This window comes from Ruegeria sp. BJ6, assembly GCF_056537885.1.
The window spans coordinates 984432-1002073 of sequence record NZ_JBQFSG010000001.1 but is presented as its reverse complement, the minus strand read 5'-3'; the positions used below and the strand labels follow the sequence as shown (position 1 = coordinate 1002073).

Annotated in this window: 16 protein-coding genes and 1 tRNA gene; 11 read left to right on the top strand and 6 right to left on the bottom strand. The window is 60.0% G+C overall.

The window, feature by feature from the left end; translation table 11 throughout:
- Window positions 1–36 precede the first annotated feature (36 nt).
- Window positions 37–1308, top strand: coding sequence for an NAD(P)/FAD-dependent oxidoreductase (locus ACR0D6_RS04785; protein WP_480764657.1), 1272 nt, complete (start codon window positions 37–39; stop codon window positions 1306–1308).
- A gap of 4 nt (window positions 1309–1312) precedes the next feature.
- On the opposite strand, the gene ACR0D6_RS04780 is transcribed toward ACR0D6_RS04785, so the two are convergent.
- Complete coding sequence (locus ACR0D6_RS04780; protein WP_480764656.1) at window positions 1313–2017, bottom strand: SDR family oxidoreductase; 705 nt, start codon at window positions 2015–2017, stop codon at window positions 1313–1315.
- A 104-nt stretch (window positions 2018–2121) separates the two neighbouring features.
- Here ACR0D6_RS04780 and ACR0D6_RS04775 point away from each other — a divergent pair, with 104 nt between their 5' ends.
- Entirely contained in the window at window positions 2122–2973 is an 852-nt protein-coding gene (locus tag ACR0D6_RS04775; protein WP_480764655.1) for a LysR substrate-binding domain-containing protein, read from the top strand.
- Here ACR0D6_RS04775 and ACR0D6_RS04770 read toward each other — a convergent pair.
- Entirely contained in the window at window positions 2964–3866 is a 903-nt protein-coding gene (locus tag ACR0D6_RS04770; protein ID WP_480764654.1) for a LysR family transcriptional regulator, read from the bottom strand. The two genes, ACR0D6_RS04775 and ACR0D6_RS04770, sit on opposite strands and share 10 nt — an antisense overlap.
- Before the next feature lie 74 nt (window positions 3867–3940).
- On the opposite strand from ACR0D6_RS04770, the gene ACR0D6_RS04765 reads away from it, so the two are divergent.
- From ACR0D6_RS04765 to ACR0D6_RS04745, 5 genes are all read left to right on the top strand, one after another.
- Complete coding sequence (locus tag ACR0D6_RS04765) at window positions 3941–7153, top strand: reductive dehalogenase (protein ID WP_480764653.1); 3213 nt, start codon at window positions 3941–3943, stop codon at window positions 7151–7153.
- A 127-nt stretch (window positions 7154–7280) separates the two neighbouring features.
- Complete coding sequence (locus ACR0D6_RS04760; RefSeq protein ID WP_480764652.1) at window positions 7281–8141, top strand: FAD binding domain-containing protein; 861 nt, start codon at window positions 7281–7283, stop codon at window positions 8139–8141.
- A gap of 3 nt (window positions 8142–8144) precedes the next feature.
- Window positions 8145–8624, top strand: a complete 480-nt coding sequence (locus ACR0D6_RS04755) for a (2Fe-2S)-binding protein (RefSeq protein WP_480764651.1) — start codon at window positions 8145–8147, stop codon at window positions 8622–8624.
- A complete protein-coding gene (locus tag ACR0D6_RS04750; protein WP_480764650.1) occupies window positions 8624–10882 on the top strand; it encodes a xanthine dehydrogenase family protein molybdopterin-binding subunit in 2259 nt (752 codons plus the stop codon). Before ACR0D6_RS04755 ends, ACR0D6_RS04750 begins: the two co-directional genes overlap by 1 nt.
- On the top strand, window positions 10794–11120 hold the full coding sequence (locus tag ACR0D6_RS04745; RefSeq protein WP_480764649.1) for a MoaD/ThiS family protein: 327 nt from the start codon (window positions 10794–10796) through the stop codon (window positions 11118–11120). Before ACR0D6_RS04750 ends, ACR0D6_RS04745 begins: the two co-directional genes overlap by 89 nt.
- Before the next feature lie 652 nt (window positions 11121–11772).
- Here the strand turns inward: ACR0D6_RS04745 and ACR0D6_RS04740 are convergent.
- Both ACR0D6_RS04740 and ACR0D6_RS04735 read right to left on the bottom strand, forming a co-directional pair.
- Window positions 11773–11848: transfer RNA gene (locus tag ACR0D6_RS04740), tRNA-Ala, on the bottom strand.
- A 147-nt stretch (window positions 11849–11995) separates the two neighbouring features.
- A complete protein-coding gene (locus ACR0D6_RS04735) occupies window positions 11996–12316 on the bottom strand; it encodes a TIGR02300 family protein (protein ID WP_480764648.1) in 321 nt (106 codons plus the stop codon).
- Between the two features lie 100 nt (window positions 12317–12416).
- On the opposite strand from ACR0D6_RS04735, the gene ACR0D6_RS04730 reads away from it, so the two are divergent.
- The 3 genes from ACR0D6_RS04730 (at window position 12417) to ACR0D6_RS04720 (ending at window position 15063) form a co-directional block, all read left to right on the top strand.
- The gene (locus ACR0D6_RS04730; protein WP_480764647.1) at window positions 12417–13112 is read left to right on the top strand and encodes a M48 family metallopeptidase; all 696 of its coding nucleotides are present in this window, start codon (window positions 12417–12419) and stop codon (window positions 13110–13112) included.
- A gap of 30 nt (window positions 13113–13142) precedes the next feature.
- Complete coding sequence (locus ACR0D6_RS04725; RefSeq protein WP_480764646.1) at window positions 13143–13790, top strand: GntR family transcriptional regulator; 648 nt, start codon at window positions 13143–13145, stop codon at window positions 13788–13790.
- Window positions 13791–13923: 133 nt separating this feature from the next.
- Window positions 13924–15063 (top strand): lytic murein transglycosylase, encoded by a 1140-nt coding sequence (locus ACR0D6_RS04720; RefSeq protein ID WP_480764645.1) that lies wholly within the window; start codon window positions 13924–13926, stop codon window positions 15061–15063.
- A gap of 36 nt (window positions 15064–15099) precedes the next feature.
- Here the strand turns inward: ACR0D6_RS04720 and ACR0D6_RS04715 are convergent, their stop codons facing one another.
- Window positions 15100–16062, bottom strand: a complete 963-nt coding sequence (locus tag ACR0D6_RS04715; protein ID WP_480448472.1) for an acetyl-CoA carboxylase carboxyltransferase subunit alpha — start codon at window positions 16060–16062, stop codon at window positions 15100–15102.
- A 124-nt stretch (window positions 16063–16186) separates the two neighbouring features.
- Here ACR0D6_RS04715 and ACR0D6_RS04710 point away from each other — a divergent pair, with 124 nt between their 5' ends.
- Complete coding sequence (locus tag ACR0D6_RS04710) at window positions 16187–17020, top strand: AraC family transcriptional regulator (protein ID WP_480764644.1); 834 nt, start codon at window positions 16187–16189, stop codon at window positions 17018–17020.
- Window position 17021: 1 nt separating this feature from the next.
- Here ACR0D6_RS04710 and ACR0D6_RS04705 read toward each other — a convergent pair whose 3' ends face one another.
- Window positions 17022–17618: a LysE family translocator gene (locus ACR0D6_RS04705; protein ID WP_480764643.1), complete on the bottom strand. Its 597-nt coding sequence runs from the start codon at window positions 17616–17618 to the stop codon at window positions 17022–17024.
- Window positions 17619–17642: the final 24 nt, after the last annotated feature.

The following is a 17642-nucleotide window of genomic DNA, read 5'->3' as shown; positions in this document are numbered from 1 at the left end:
CCGCAATGATCCGCGCAAAATCTTGATAGGCAGACCGTGAACAACCCCGAGCATTCCCTGTGGCTGAATACCAGTCACGAACGGACCGAAACAGCGCCATTGGCCGGAGACTTGACGGTCGACCTTGCCGTGATCGGCGGTGGCTACACCGGATGTTCCGCCGCACTGCACGCGGCGCAGTCCGGGGCGTCGGTCTGTCTGCTTGAGGCGCAGGAGATCGGGCATGGCGGTTCGGGACGCAATGTCGGGCTGGCAAATGCCGGGCTGTGGCTGCCCCCTGACGACATCCGGGCGCATCTCGGGGTGCGGGCGGGGGATCGGCTGATTGACCTGCTGGCTCAGGCCCCGTCAGAGGTTTTTCGGCTGATCGGAGCCCACGGGATCGATTGCGAGCCGGTGCAGAACGGAACCCTGCATTGTGCGCATTCACCGACAGGGTTTCGTGATCTCAAGGCTCGCCACACTCAATTGCGCGACTCAGGCGCCCCGGTCGAATTGTTATCAGCAGATGAGACCCGCGCCAGAACAGGTAGCACCGCCTTTCACGGCGCTTTGTTTGATCCACGGGCGGGCACGATCCAGCCTCTTTCCTATGTTCGCGGCTTGGCGCGGGCGGCCATCGCATCAGGTGCGCACGTGTTTACCCAAAGCCCGGTCCATTCCCTGCACCGAGAAGGAGACCTTTGGCAGCTGACGACAACCGGCGGTACGGTGCGCGCTCGTTCGGTCATTCAGGCAACAAATGCCTATCATCAGGGCTTGCAACCGACTGCGACGGCCTATGTGCCGGTCTACTATTTTCAGTACGCTACAGCCCCTTTGTCCGACAATCTGCGCGCAGGCATTCTGCCCGGTGGTGAAGGTTGTTGGGACACCGGTTTGATCATGACCTCTTTCCGCACGGATCAGGAGGGGCGGTTGATTATCGGCGGAATGGGTGACCTGGGCCATGCGGGGCGCACCGCGCATACCGGCTGGATCAAACGCAAACTGGCAGAGCTGTTCCCGCAACTAGCGGATCAGCCATTGTCCGAGGGATGGCACGGGCGCATCGCCATGACGTCGGACCATATCCCGAAGATCACCGAAATCGGGCTGAATGCCCTGTCTGCGCACGGGTTTTCCGGACGCGGTATCGGTCCGGGAACGGTGTTCGGCCGGCTGATGGCCGAAAGCCTTTTGAAAGGTGACCCGGACCTGCTGCCGTTACCGGCCGTGCAAACGCATTCGGAAAGCTGGCCGGGCCTGCGCCGCGCCTTTTTTGAAACCGGCGCGGCACTGACGCATCTGGTAAAGGCCCGGTTCTGACCACTCAGACCGAGCGGGTGATGCCACCATCCACCCGGATGTTCTGACCGGTGATGTACCCGCCGCCCTCTGATGCCAGCAGGGAAATGACCGAAGCGATCTCGTCATAGCTTTTGCCATAACGGCCCATCGGTATGCGGGTGCGAAACTCTTCCTTTTCCGGAAGACTGTCGATGAAGCCGGGAAGGACGTTGTTCATGCGGATATTGTCCGCGGCGTATTTGTCCGAGAACAGCTTGGTGTAGGCAGCAAGACCCGCCCGGAACACGCCGGATGTAGGAAAGACCGGGTCAGGTTCAAACGCTGCGAAGGTCGAGATGTTGATGATCGCCCCGCCACCCTGCTTTTGCATGATCGGGGTCACCAGTCGCGCGGGTCGCACTGCGTTCAGAAAATAGACGTCCATCCCGCGATGCCAGTCCTCGTCGGTTAGCTCAAGTATTGGCGCGCGCGGCCCATGCCCGGCGGAATTCACCAGAACATCAATGCGCCCCCAGCGGGACATGGCCGCATCCACAAGCCTTTGCAGGTCCTCGTTGGATTGGTTTGAACCGGTCACACCGATCCCTGCCAACTCCTCAGCCAGTGCCTCGCCTTTGCCGGAAGAGGACAGGATACCAACCTGAAAGCCATCCGCGGCAAGCCTGCGCGCTGCATCTGCACCCATTCCACTGCCGCCTGCCGTTATCAGGGCCACTTTGTCCGACATTGTATTTCTCCATATCTAACCGGGTTCCAGAATGTTGTTTGAATTGCGATTTGACCAATCAGTTCTCGTGTCTTTATCCTGTAGAAAATCTACAGCTGGACCTCATGACTTCACTCCCTCCGCTCAATGCGCTCCGCGCTTTCGAGGCTTCGGCGCGTCACCTCAATTTCCGCGTTGCGGCCCAGGAACTGGGCGTGACGCAGGGGGCCGTGGCGCAACAGGTGCGGGGGCTGGAGGCGCGGTTGGGTGTGCAGCTGTTTGAGCGGCTACCGCGAGGTTTGCGCCTGACCGAGCCCGGACGCCGCTTCCACGCGCCCCTGCGCCGCGCCTTTCGATTGATTGGGGAAGCCGTGGATGGATTGTCGGAAGTGCGGCAACTGACAATTTCGGTCACACCCAGCTTTGCCTCCAAATGGCTTGTCCCGCGATTGCGCGATTTTACTGCGCAACACCCGGACATTTCGGTGCAGGTGGACGCGCGCGAGCGGTTGGCTGACTTTCAGACGGATGGCATCGATATCGCAGTCCGACAGGGGCGGGCGCCCTTTGGGCCGGGACTGACGGCCGAGCCACTGTTTTCAACGGAATTTGTAGCCGTCTGTGCCCCCGACCTTGCGGCACAGATTACCGAGCCTTCGGATCTTTTGCGTCAGACATTGCTCAGCGATTCCCATGGCCTTTGGCCGCTTTTTCTGGAACGGTTGGGCGTCTCTGGCAAGCCGCGCATGATGAGTTTCAGCCAAACCAGCCTTGCGATTGACGCCGCAATTGCGGGTCAGGGCTGCGCGCTTGCAAATGCGCCACTGGTGTCTGCGGAAATAGCTTTGGGCCGACTGGTGCGGCCACTGGCGGAAAGCCTCGTCGAGGATCTGGGGTTTTTCATCGTAGCCCCAAGGCAGCCGCGGCAGCCCGAACTTGTCACGGCGATGCGGGAGTGGCTGAAATCTCAGATATGAAGGCGTGCCGCAATTCTCTCGATGCGTTCACGCAGCCAGCGATGTGCCGGATCGCCGGTCGAGCGTTCGTGCCAAACCATGTAGATGGATACAGGTTCGCAGTCGAAAGGCAGCGGCGCGCAATCCAGGCCGGTCAGTGGCCCACGCGACATAAGTGCGGTGTCGGTCGAAATCAGGTCGCTGCCCTTCACAAAGGCGGGGATTGCGTTGAAATGCGGCAGCGTGACAGTGGCGGGTCGAATCTGGCTCTGGTCCACGCCGCGCATGACCGACTTGGCGCTGCGGCCATCCGCAAAGCGCACCTCGACATGCTCTGCTGTGCAATAGTCTCGCCAGCTTGTGGGCGGGTCGCGCCGCTTAGCATCATAGTAGATCATCAGCGGGCTGCTTAGCAGACGTTTCTGAAAAATGTCGGGCCCGTCCGGGGGCAGGGGGGTCAGTGCCAGCTGACAGCGGTCGCTGCGCAATATTGCGGGATCGGGAACGCCTGACAGTTCCAGGTCCAGCCGCAGCCTTACCCGCTCTGCCCGCGCTTCGCGCAGAAGGGCAGGAAAGATCAACTCGCGCTGCAGATCGTTGGCGGCGATCTGAAAGTGCATTTCTTCGGACAATGGATCAAAAGGCCGCCCTTCGGTCAGGGCCCGCATCCCGTCGAGCACCTTTTGCACCGGCTCCTTCAACGACTGCGCCCGTTCCGTCGGCGTCAGCCCCTGACCTGATCGGACGAAAAGCGGATCGCCAAGCATCACCCGCAATTTCCCCAGTGTGTGACTGACCGCCGACTGCGTGACACCCAGCCGGTCAGCCGCTTTTGAGACCGAGCTTTCTTCGAGGATGGTCAGAAAGGCGCGCAGCACCTTGCCGTCTATGTCTGTGAAATCGATTTTGTTCATGCAATCTATGATTAATCATGAATGGTTTTGCTGTCCAATCCAGTCTAGCAGAGGCTGGAAACAGGAGATGCGCGATGGGACTCCGCTTTTTTTCGGACAAAAACAGGCCCGTTCATATGGGGGGCTATCCGCTGGAGCGTCTGGAACGCCGCACCGGGATGCCGGACCTGTCCGCCGTGCCCGCGATGGCCGGGCTGAGCTATCACCGGCCTGAAAACCCCGAAAGCATCGTCAATGCCATGGGCGAGTTTCAGGCGATGATGGATGCGATCCGGGACGGATTCGTGAATCCGGCGATGGCGGAGATTCCGGCTGACCCGCAGGAACGCGCCGATCATCTGAAAGCGTTCGGGTATTTCAACGATGCGTCGATGATGGGATGCGGCCCTCTGCCCGCTGAGGCCATGTTGGGCGAATCCCGCCGCAATCCGGATATCGACCGGTTGGCCCACGCGCTGAAGACCCGGCAGACCAAAACGCTGGCCTCGGGCATTGACGTGATCATGGCGGACCTCAAGGAAAGCATGGAGGCCAAACCAACCACCATTGATGGTCATCGCCATGCCATCGTGTTCCTTTACGAACATCACCGAGACCCTGAACCGACTGAACCGGGGTCGGATTGGATCGGGGATGCGCAAGACCATCGCGCCTGCCTGCTGGCGACAGAAAACGCCGTTGTCATCGCCAACTACATCCGCCTGCTGGGATTTGACGCGCGGGCGCACACGGCGACGTCTTCGGATGTCGATCTGGGCAAACTGGCAGTTGCGGCAGGATTGGTATCGGCCGAGGACGGGGCCCTTGTCGCGCCGTGGTTGGGAACACGGTTTGGGCTGGCGGCCGTGACCACCGAGATGGAGATCGCCCATGACAGCCCTCTGGTGTCTATGGCCGATCAGCCCTGGTTCCGAACCCAAGGCCCGGCCTGGTGGCTGGGTACGGGGTTTGCCAAAAACGCACTGAACCGCGATCCCTACGCCAAACGCCGATACATGGACGGCGCGCATCCGTTCGAAAGGCTCAAACGGGTGGATGACCCGACCACCTATATTGACGAGGCCAACGTCGCCCGCGTGCCCAAACGCGCCGACATGTTTGCCCGGGCACAGTTTGGCGACATGGGTAAGGCGCTGCAGGATGGGGCCAAGGGCGGGCATTACGCACGCAAGGCCGCGCCAAGTTTTGCGCAACGCCGGGCGCTGGGGGCGTTTGTCCTTTTGCAGGACGGCGAAAGCGCTGAGGTCCCCATACCCGCTGATGCCACGCGCAACGCGGCGAATATCAAGGCCGCGACCTACTTTCTGGGTGTCGATGCAGTGGGCCTCAGCCGCTGTCCTGACTGGGCTTGGTATTCGCATGACGCCACCGGAGAAGAGATTGTGCCGCCCCATGATCAGGCCGTCAGCATGATCATCGATCAGGGTTATGAGACGATGGAGGGCGCGTCTGGCGACGACTGGATCAGCGTCGCCCAGTCCATGCGGGCCTATTTGCGGTTCTCACTGCTTGGCGGTGTGATTGCACAGCAGATCCGCAATCTCGGCTATAAGGCCAAGGCGCATACGGTGATGGATGGCGAAGTGCTGCAACCACCGCTTCTGCTGCTAAGCGGATTGGGTGAGGTCAGTCGCATCGGCGAGGTTATCCTGAACCCCTATCTGGGACCGCGCCTCAAATCCGGTGTTGTGACAACGGACATGCCGATGAGCCATGACAAGCCCATCGACTTTGGCCTGCAGAAGTTTTGCGAGGCCTGCAACAAGTGCGCGCGCGAATGCCCGTCGGGCGCGATCACCGCCGGGCCAAAGCTGATGTTCAACGGCTATGAGATCTGGAAATCAGACAGTCAGAAATGTGCCACTTACCGGATCACCACGCCGGGCGGGGCAATGTGCGGCCGATGCATGAAAACCTGTCCCTGGAACCTCGAAGGTATTTTCAAGGAACGTCCTTTCCGCTGGGCGGCGATGAATATCCCCTCGACCGCGCCTGTGCTTGCAAAACTGGACGATGCCGTCGGTAACGGAGGACTGAACGACACCAAGAAATGGTGGTGGGACATCGAATTGCAGGCGGACGGGGCTTATCGGCCATCCGTGCATCCCCTCAACCGGCGCGACCTGCAAAAGGATTTGGACCTGAAATACGAGGATCAGACTCTTGCCGTCTACCCGGCCTATCTGGCGCCGCACCCGTGGCCCTATCCGTTTGCGATGGACCGCGAGGCCGGGATCGCTGCCTATGAGGCGATGGTGACGGCGGAAGAGTATAAATCCCGCATGGCTGCGGGCGACATGTCCGTGGTGCACCGCTATCAGATTGCCGGCGATGCCCCGGTGATGCGTGTCGAACTGACCAAGGTCGATAAAATGACCACGGATGTCAGCAAGTACGAGTTTTCGGCCATAAACGGCGCATCGCTGCCGGAATGGACAGCTGGTGCGCATCTGGACGTGTTGGTGGCCCCCGAATTTCTGCGTCAGTACTCGATGTCCGGAGATCCGTCGGATCGCAGCAAATACCAGATCGGCGTGCTGCGCGAGGATGAGGGGCGTGGCGGGTCCGCCCTGCTGCATCGGATCTTTGACGAAGGTCGCAAGGTTTTCATCTCGAAACCAATCAACCACTTTGATCTGGATGAAAGCGCAGCCAAGACGTTCCTGATGGGTGGCGGCATCGGCATTACCCCGATGATCGCCTTCGCCCACCGCCTGCACGCGCTCGGCAGAGAGTTTGAACTGCACTATTCATCGAGCGCGCGCCAATCGGCAGGATATCTGGATGATCTGGCGGCGATGCCATGGGCAGATCGGGTCCATTACCATTTCTCGGATGAAGGTACCCGTGCCGAACTGGATGCGATTCTGTCCGGGTATCAGGATGGCTGGCACGTCTACACTTGTGGACCGGACCGGTACATGGACGGCGTAATTCAGGCGGCGGAACGGCAGGGCTTTCCGGATGAGGCGCGGCATCTGGAATATTTCTCGGTTCCGGAACAGCCGGAATACGAAAACCACCCCTTCCGACTGAAACTGGGCCAATCGGGGCGTGAACTGGAAGTTCCGGCCGACAAGGATGCCGCGCAGGTGTTGAATGAGGCCGGCATCCACGTGGATGTCAAATGCGCCGACGGGATTTGCGGCGTCTGTAAATGCGGTGTTGTTTCCGGCGAAATCGAACACCGAGACTTTGTGCTGTCGAAGAAACAGCGCGAAGGTGCGATCATCTTGTGCCAGAGCCGCGCGGCAGAGCCGGACGGGATAATCGAAATCGATCTCTGACTATGGTCGGGAAACGACATTCCGTATTAAAAAAATAGGTCGCTCCTGCCATGGACGCGCCGGGGTTGCTGCACTAACGTCCATCCAAACCCCAGTGAACCCTGACCAACAGGCGCGAGGTAAAATCATGGACTATCATAGCCCAGCCAGCTTTGCCGAGGCATCGGCTCTGGCTGCGAACGCAACCGGCACTACCCGCTTTCTGGCGGGGGGCACAGATGTTCTGGTGCAGCTGCGCTCGGAACTTGTAACGCCCGACACACTGATCGATATCAAGAAAATCAATGGTGTATCGGATATCACCCGCAATACCGACGGCAGCTGGACGCTGGGTGTCGCGGCCACCGGCGCCGAGATGAGCGAGCATCCCGAACTTGGTCGCGACTGGCCCGGCGTGGTCGAGGCCATGGATCTGATCGGGTCGACGCAGGTGCAGGGGCGCGCCACGCTGACCGGAAATCTGTGCAACGCCTCGCCGGCGGCTGATTCCGTTCCGGCCATGGTGGCGGCCGGAGTGACTGTTACTGTTACCGGCCCGGATGGAGCCCGTGAAGTCGCGGTCGGGGATATCCCCACCGCTCCGGGACGCACGTCACTGGCCAAGGGCGAGCTGATTTCAGCGGTCAACATCCCTGCGCGTGGCGAGAATGGCGGTGACGCCTATCTGCGTTTCATTCCGCGCACCGAGATGGACATTGCCGTGGTCGGCGTTGGCGTCAACCTGCGACTGGACGGCGATACGATCGCCGAAGTCCGCGTGTCGCTTGGCGCCGTTGCACCAACCGTCTTGCTGGTGGAAGAGTGCGCCAATGCCATCATCGGCACCACATTGGACGATGCGGCGCTTGATGCGTTGGCCGCTGCGGCCTCTGCCGCCTGCAACCCGATCAACGACAAACGCGGTACCATCGAATTCCGAACCGAGGTCGCTGGCGTTCTGGCCAAACGCGCCGCAAAAATCGCCTATGCCCGCGCAAAGGGAGAATGAGCCATGAGCAAGTTCCACGTTTCCACGACCGTTAACGGAGATACGGTCGAATATCTCTGCGATCCGCGCGAAACCCTGCTGGATTGCCTGCGCGACAAACTGAACCTGACCGGCGCGAAAGAGGGCTGCGGCACCGGCGACTGCGGCGCCTGTTCGGTCACGGTGGATGGCCGTCTGGTCTGTTCCTGCCTGATGTTGGGTGTTGAGGCCGAAGGTAAACAGATCGAAACGGTCGAGGGCATCGCCGACGGTGACATTCTACACCCGCTACAGCAGAAGTTCATCGAACACGCGGCCCTGCAATGTGGGATCTGCACACCCGGTGTTCTGGTCGCCGCCAAATCGCTTTTGGAAAAGAACCCCGACCCAACCGAGGAGGAGGCGCGGTACTGGCTGGCAGGTAACCTTTGCCGCTGCACCGGATACGACAAGATCATTCGCGCCGTGATGGATACGGCTGCTGAACTGCGGGAGGCTTCGTAATGGCACTCGACGATCGCAAATCGGACTTTAAATTCGTAGGAACGCGCCCCGACCGCCCCGATGGGCTGGACAAGGTGACAGGCCGCGCCAAATTCGGGGCTGACGCCTATGCGCCCGGTATGCTTCACGGTGCCATCCTGCGCTCGCCCCATGCCCATGCACGGATCGTCAGGATCGACACGTCCAAAGCCGAGGCGCACAAGGACGTCAAGGCCGTGGTCACGCGCGCCGACTTTTCGGACAAGGTGCCGTTCCTGCCCGGGATGGAAGGCGAATTCTGGAACGTTCTTGAAAACGTCATGGCCGGTGAAAAGGCGCTGTATGACGGCCATGCGGTGGCAGCTGTGGCCGCAACTTCGGCGCTGGCCGCGCGGGACGCGCTGAAACTGATCGAGGTGGAATACGAGGTTCTGCCGCACGTCACGGATGTGGACAAGGCGATGCAGTCTGACGCGCCGGTGATCCGCGAAGGGGCGGCAGACTATTCCGTGCCTGAGGGCATGCACCCGAACGTGGTTCGCTATCACGAAAGCGGTCACGGCGATGTCGAGGCAGGCTTTGCCGAGGCCGATCTGGTGCTTGAAGACAGCTTCACCACCGAGGCGACCCATCAGGGCTATATTGAACCCCATGCCTGTCTTGCCACGCTAGGCAATGATGGAAAAGGCGAGCTGTGGTGTACGACACAAGGACACTGGATCGCGCAAAAGACCTGCGCCGCTCTGCTGGGGATGGAAACCTCGCAATTGCGCGTGACGGCGTCGGAAATCGGCGGCGGCTTTGGTGGCAAGACCACCGTGTTCATCGAGCCCGTGGCACTGGCGCTTTCGCGCAAGGCCAATCGCCCGGTCAAGATTGTGATGAACCGCTCTGAGGTGTTCCGGGCTACCGGGCCGACGTCCTCGGCGTCCATGGACGTCAAGATCGGGATGAAGAAAGACGGCACCATCACAGCCGCTCAGGGCATCTTCCGCCTGCAGGGCGGGGCCTTTCCGGGCGCACCGGGTGAATTCACCGCCATGTGTGCCTTCGCGCCATATAACCTGACCAATGTTCGCCAGGTGGGTTATGACGTGATGACCAACCGCCCGAAACAGGCGGCCTATCGCGCGCCGGGCGCGCCGATGGGGGCATTTGCTGTGGAATCCGTGCTGGATGAACTGTGCAACAAGCTGGGCCTCGATCCTGTCGACGTACGCCTGAAAAACGCGGCGCACGAAGGCACCAAGGCCAGCTATGGCCCCCGGTTCGAACAGATCGGTCTGGTTGAAACGCTCGAGGCCGCAAAGGCCCATCCCCATTATTCAGCGCCGCTGAAGCCGGGACAGGGGCGTGGGATTTCCTGCGGCTTTTGGTTCAACCACGGAGGCGAAACATCCGTATCGCTGGCCCTGTCCGAGGATGGATCGGCGCAGCTTATGGTTGGCACGCCCGATATCGGCGGCTCGCGCGCTTCGATGGCGTTGATGGCGGCCGAGGTTTTGGGCGTTCCCTACCAGAATATCCGCGTCACCGTCGCCGACACTGCCACGCTGGGTTACAACGATGTCAGCCACGGCAGCCGTGTGACCTATGCCAGCGGTCTGGCCACCATCAAGGCGGCACGCCATGCGGTTGAACGCCTGTGCGAACGGGCAGCAGCCAAATGGGGCATTCCGGTCGACGCGGTGAAATGGGAAGACGGCTGTGCTGTGCCTTCCGGTCCGAATGCAGGCGATTTCGATCCGATGCCACTAGCCGACATCACCGCCGATATGGGATCAACCGGCGGCCCGATCTCGGGTCATTTCGAGGCAACACCGGAAGGCGCCGGCGTGTCATTTGGCACCCATATCGTCGATGCCGAGGTCGATTCGGAAACTGGCAAAACCTCGGTTTCCCGCTATACCGTCATTCAGGATGCGGGTAAGGCGATCCATCCGACCTATGTCGAAGGTCAGTACCAGGGCGGTGCCGCGCAGGGCATTGGTTGGGCGCTGAACGAGGAATATGTCTATGGCGACGATGGACGCCTGCAGAACTCGATCTTCCTCGACTACCGCATTCCTGTCGCAAGCGACCTGCCGATGATCGACACGGTGATTGTCGAAGTGCCCAATCCGGGCCACCCGTTCGGCGTACGCGGCGTCGGCGAAACCGGTATCGTGCCGCCGCTTGCGGCCATCGCCAATGCTGTATCCAACGCCGCTGGCGTGCGGCTTCGCCAACTGCCCATGTCACCGCCCCGTATTCTGGCGGCGCTCAAGGACAATGGTTGAGGTCCACCTCTGGTCTGGCCTCCGGTCTCTGACCGGAGGCCAGGAGGTTGTGACGGTTGAGGCAGGCACCACCGGCGAATTGCTGCGCGAACTGACCAAAGCCTATCCGCAGTTGCAGGGCCCGGTTGATGCCGGTGTCTCAATCGCCATTGACGGCCGCGTCATCGCAACCGGCCTGACCGAGCCGATCCCCGAAGGCAGCGAAGTTTACCTGATGCAGCGCCTGCGCGGTGGCTAGTGCCTTGCGTTTTCTCCTCAGGCAGCGATTCGGCCTTGGTGGGGAATCGACCGCAATCTTGCTTTCCGGGCAGGGTAAGCGGGAAATTTCCTAAAAAAATCCGTTCCTGAATATTTCCGCTTAGAATTGGCCTTCTGAGCGTCTGGCTACCGCGTTTAAAGAGCTGTCAAAATAGTCGTGACATTTCTGCTTGTTACACGTGGGCTTCGCGCTGGTTCCAAGAGAAAATCCAACGGCAAGCTTGCCGGGAACTCAGCCCTGATAGGCAATTTGCTGCGGCTACGGGAATGCCCTAATATCCTGCGGTCGCGGAAAACGGTATAGATGATTCAACGGGTCACCATTCACAGATCCGGACACCCCCAAAAAGGGCTGACCTCTACCCCCTCGGTCAGCCCTTTAATTTTTCCCAAGCTTTATTGCGCAACGTCTTTGTACGTTCCGGCTTTCCCTATCCGTGACGGGCTTGACCTTTGGCGTCACGGATAGATCTGCCAAGAGTGGAATAGCGGTTAACACATCGGCGTTGAGACACCTGTCACAGGGCCAACGGAAGCAATAGAAACCGTGTCTGGACAGCAAGAGATACCCCTGCAGCGACCTTTGCGCCACACTGCTCTCGTGCTTGCTATTTAGTTGTCCTGTGAGGATTTGGTGGAGCCTAGGGGAGTCGAACCCCTGACCTCTTGCATGCCATGCAAGCGCTCTCCCAACTGAGCTAAGGCCCCAAATAGGTACCGCTTCGCGGTGGACGGACGTTTATGAGACGAAGCACCCAAGTGCAAGCCCAAAAAGCAGAGTCCGCTAAAAATTTGTCGGCCGAAATCCAGCCGAAGATTCAGAGGCGGCGCAGTTTCCGCCGCCTCTGAAAAGTATCAGGATTCGTCCTCGGAGGACATATCCGTGATGTCGTCCAGCGAGACGTTGTCGTCGTCGTCATCCTCGAGAATGTCGTCGTCGATATCAACGTCCGCGGCGTCATCATCGTCGAGAACCAGATCTTCGTCCGAGGCATTCTCACGTGCCTTGGCCGATGCGGCGTCTTCGGCGTCCGCGGCAATCATCCGGCTTTTGCCGGTTTCCAGTTCCACGATCTCGCCGGTATAGGGGCTAACGATCGGGTCCTTGTTCAGGTCATAAAACCGTTTGCCTGTTGTCGGACAAACGCGCTTTACACCCCATTCTTCCTTGGGCATCTCAAATCCCCTTGATATCAGGTGAGTCGTATAAATGATTCAGCTCACCTGCCACATGCGGCAGGGGCTGTCAAAGCCTTTGAGCAGAGGAGATCGTGCCATGGGGCGACATGCGTTGCCAGGGCATCCGCCAGTGCCCCTGACATTGCGCAGATCGGCGCGTGCGCGACGGATCAGCCTGAGGATTTCTCAGCTGGATGGTCGGGTTACGCTGACCTTGCCGCCCGGAGTTCCCGAAACCGAGGCGCTGGATTTTGCGCGGGTCAAGGAGGACTGGATCCGGGGGCATCTGCAGGCCAGACCTGAGCATTCCGTTGTACGGCCCGGCGAAGAGATTCCGATAGAGGGGCGGCTGCGGCGAATCGTTGTAGCGACAGGGCGCAGAATTGAACTGCGTCCGGGGGAAGTTGCTGTCCCGGCCGGATCCGAGGCCCGCAGGCTTGCCCGTTTCCTCAAGGAGCTTGCGCGCGAGCGCCTGACTGAAGCCAGCGATGACTATGCCGCCATGCTTGGGCGGTCATACTCGCGCCTCACCTTGCGCGACACTCGGTCCAGATGGGGGTCGTGCAGTTCGGACGGGGGGCTCATGTATTCCTGGCGCCTCATCCTGGCTCCGTCCGAAGTGCTGCATTATGTTGCGGCGCATGAGGTCGCGCATCTGGCCGAAATGAACCACTCCCCGGCTTTCTGGGCGCAGGTCGAACGCCTATTCGGGCCGTACCAGTTGCCTCGCCGCTGGTTGCGGGACAATGGCGCGGAACTGCACCGTTATCGGTTCGATATCGACGCGAGTTGACGTCGCCGCATTTTGTGATCACATGGGGCCATGTTGTCCGCACGCTCCACAGACTCCCAACCAGCCACGCATGATCGTGTCTACCGCGCATTGCGGTCGCGGATCATGCATGGGGAAATTCCACCGGGTCAGGCTTTGACCCTACGAGGCATTGGCAAGGAATTTGGCGTATCCATGACGCCGGCGCGCGAGACAGTTCGCAGGCTGGCGGCGGAAGGTGCGCTTTCGTTGTCGACATCGGGACGGGTTTCGACACCTGAGCTGAGCAATGACCGTATCGAAGAGCTGGCTGCTTTGCGGGCGCTGCTTGAGGTGGAATTGGCCAGCCGTGCGCTACCGCGTGCCCATATGGCGCTGATCGATCGGTTGCAGACCATCAACATGTCCGTGGCGGAAATGGTGACCAAGCGGGATGCAGTTGGGTATATCCGCGCCAATCTGGAATTTCACCGCACGCTGTATCTGCGAGCGCAGGCACCGGCCATGCTGGCCATGGCAGAGACCGTATGGCTGCAGCTTGGGCCAACCATGCGCGCCCTCTATGGTCGGTTGCGCCGGACCGAACCGCCGCATTTTCACAGGTTGATCATATCCGCCCTAAAGGCCGGGGACGAGCCGGGTCTTCGCCTAGCGGTCCGCTCGGACGTCACGCAGGGCCTTCGTCTGCTTGTGGCCTGAGCGGCTTTTTGCCGAATTTTCCAGTGCGGATCGCGTGATGCTTTCGAAAGCAATTCACGCGCCATGTTTGCTGGTACGATGCCGGCAAGTTCGCTAATCTGAATACAAATCAAAACAAGAGCAGATTTCAGTCATGATCAATCGTCGAATTTTCTCACTTGGGCTTGGGTCAACGATGCTGGCGGCCTGTTCCGGCGGCGGCGTGACGCAGAATACGTCAAGCAGTCGGATGAAGGCGGTGCCAAATGCCGGTTGGGATGCCTGGGTCGCGGGCTTCAAAGGGCGCGCGTCGGCTCAGGGTATCTCGCAAACGACCATAGACCGCGCCTTTCAGGGGGCGGGATATCTGCCTGGCGTGATCGAGCGCGACCGCAACCAGACCGAATTCAAGCGCTCGCTTGAGGATTATCTGGCTATTGCCGCTTCGGATGAAAGAATAAGCACTGGCAAGCAGATGCTTCAACGCCACGGGTCCACGTTGTCGCGCATCGAGGCACAATACGGCGTGGACAAGGAAGTCGTGGTTGCCGTCTGGGGGCTGGAAAGCCGGTACGGCGAGCGACGTGGGGATGTTCCGGTGGTTTCGGCGCTTTCGACGCTAGCCTATGACGGGCGGCGTGGAGCTTTCTTTGAAAGCCAGTTGGTGGCCGCGATGAAGATCCTGCAGAACGGTGATACGACGCCTGCGAACATGACCGGCAGCTGGGCCGGGGCCATGGGGCATACGCAGTTCATTCCGACGTCATACCTGGCCTATGCCGTGGATTTCACCGGCGATGGCCGTCGCGATATCTGGTCGGATGATCCGACGGATTCGCTGGCCTCCACCGCCGCCTATCTGGCCCGCGCGGGTTGGGTCCGGGGACAGCCTTGGGGAGGTGAGGTCGGTTCGGCCGCCGCCAATTCCGGCACGCCGGTTGCGGTTCTGCAACCGCAGGTTCCAGGACCCAGAATTGCTGTGTTCCGGAATTTTCAGGTTTTGAAACGGTACAATAACTCGGACAGCTATGCGATCGGGGTGGGTCACCTGTCAGACCGCATCGCGGGCGGCGCACCGTTTCAGGCTTCTTTCGGCCCGGACGCGACCGGGTTGACGCTGGATGATCGCAAGGACCTGCAAAGACGTCTGACCGCTGCGGGATACGACACGCAAGGCGCGGACGGGGTGGTCGGGTCCAACACCAAGGCCGCCATCAGCGAATATCAAAGTGCCAACGGCCTGACGGTTACGGGTGAGCCCTCGGTGGACCTGCTGCGCCGCCTTGGCGGCTGATGGTCTAATCTACCAGGTACAGGGCTGGCCGCGCAGTTAAGCGGCCAGTCCTTTGGAGCCGATATCAAGGAATTTCTGCCTGCGATCCTGAATCAGGGCCGCAGCGTCTTTTCCGCTCAACTCCTCCAGCATTGCGGAAATCGCTTCGCTGACGGCTTCGACGGTTGCCGGACGATCACGGTGCGCACCGCCTTTGGGTTCAGCAATGATCCGGTCGCAAACCCCAAGTTTGTTCAGGTCCTGCGCTGTCAGGCGCAGCGCCTCGGCAGCTTCGCGCATCTTTTCGGAATCCTTCCAAAGGATCGAGGCGCAGCCTTCGGGAGAAATCACCGAGTAGATCGAATGTTCCAGCATTGCGACGCGGTTGGCGGTCGCAAACGCAACCGCGCCACCTGACCCGCCTTCGCCTATGATGACCGAAACCAGAGGTACACCAATTTTCAGGCACATCTCGGTCGAGCGCGCGATGGCTTCGGATTGTCCGCGCTCTTCGGCACCTTTGCCGGGATAGGCGCCAGCGGTGTCGATCAGGGTGATCACCGGCAGGCCGAACCGGCCCGCCATTTCCATCAGGCGCACAGCCTTGCGATACCCTTCGGGTCGGGCCATGCCGAAATTCCGTTCGATCCGCGATTTCGTGTCAGAACCCTTTTCGTGACCGATCACCATTACCGGCTGATCGTTGAAACGGGCCAGCCCACCAATGACAGCCAGATCGTCAGCAAAGTTCCTGTCACCGGCCAGCGGAGTGAATTCGGAAAACAGTTCCTCGATATAGTCTTTGCAATGGGGCCGTTCAGGATGGCGTGCCACCTGGCATTTCCGCCATGGCGTGAGGTCATCGTACAGCTCGTCCAGAAGCTTGGCCGCTTTTGCATCAAGCGCTGCCGCTTCTTCGGTCACGTCCATCTCTTCGTTGGCACGCGCCAGCGCGCGCAGTTCCTCGGCCTTGCCTTCGATCTCGGCCAGGGGTTTTTCGAAATCCAGATACTGAGTCATGACGCCTCTTAACGCGAAAGTTCCCTGCTATATGACCTCAGGTCGCTCAGGATGCAACTCAGCAAGATTTGTGGCAATGGAATATGCATCCTCAATGGAGCGAAGTGAAAGAGGAAAAGCCACTATGGCAACCAGTTACGAAGATCGCGTGTTGCGCGTACTTGCCCATATCCACAACCACCCGGCAGATGATCTGTCGCTGGACGCTCTGGCGGATGTGGCGGCAATGTCGCGGTTTCATTGGCATCGCGTATTTCGCGCGATCACGGGCGAGACCTGCGCACAGGCTGTTCGCCGCTTGCGTCTGCATCGCGCCGCTACGTGGCTGGTACAATCCGAAACGCCGGTTCCGCAGATTGCGGCTGACGTCGGATATCCGAACCTGAAATCCTTTGCACGGGCCTTTTCCGAGGCTTACGGCAGCAGCCCCGCTGCATTCAGAAAGGCGGGGCAGTTTCTGCCGGCTCATCCAAACTTCAAAACCGGAGGATATCCCATGCACCCTGTGACCACCCGAAATGAACCTGCCCGCCGCGTGGCTGCGCTGCCGCACAAGGGCGAATATGCCAAGATCGGCAAGAGCTTTGAAGCGTTCGGAGCGTTGTGCGAATCCCGCCAGCTCTGGCCGCATGTCGGACCCATGCTGGCCCTGTATCTGGACAGCCCCGAAGACGTTCCGCAGGATCAATTGCGCAGTTTTGCAGGCGCTGAATTCCGGGGCGCGGATATTCCCGATGGTATGGAAGAGTGGCAGATACCCGGTGGCAAGACCGCTGTTCTGACCTACAAAGGGCCGTATTCCGGCATCCATGCGGCCTATCACAGCCTGTTTGGTAACTGGTTGCCGCAATCGGGCGAAGAACCCGCTGATCAGCCTTGCTATGAAATCTACCTGAACAATCCGCGGGAAACGCCGCCTGAGGAGTTGCTGACCGAGATCTGTCTGCCGCTCCGCTAATTCATTGCGGCCAGAGAACCGGATAGAGCGAGGCAACAAGCAGTCCGGCCATGGTCCAGTTAAAAGCCACCAGACGGCGCGGGTTTGTCAGAATTCGCGCCATCTGCTGCCCAAGTACCGTCCATGTGCTGACCGAAGGCAGGTTGATCGCACCGAACACAAGGGCGACAACAATTATTGCGTTCAGCGTCTGGCCCGGCGCGTATGCGGTTGTTGCGGTCAGCGCCATCGCCCAAGCCTTTGGGTTCACCCATTGAAACGCGGCGGCCTGTAGAAAGCTCATTGGCCTGCCCGATGCGTCCTGACCGGTTGCTGGCGCGGCATGGGCGATCTTCCAGGCGAGATACAGCAGATAAACCACAGACGCGATCTTCAGCACGGAATAGCTGACCGGAAATCTGTCAAAGACCTGCACCAATCCTGCGCCAACCAGAAGCACCATGAAGGTAAATCCCAGCCCGATGCCCAACATGTGCGGGATCGTGCGCCGAAAGCCGAAATTGGCGCCCGAGGCCATCAGCATCAGGTTGTTCGGCCCCGGCGTGATGGATGAGACGAAGGCAAACACCACAAGGGCAAACAGGATATCGTAGGTCATGCGCCGATAATTGCTGCGTTCACG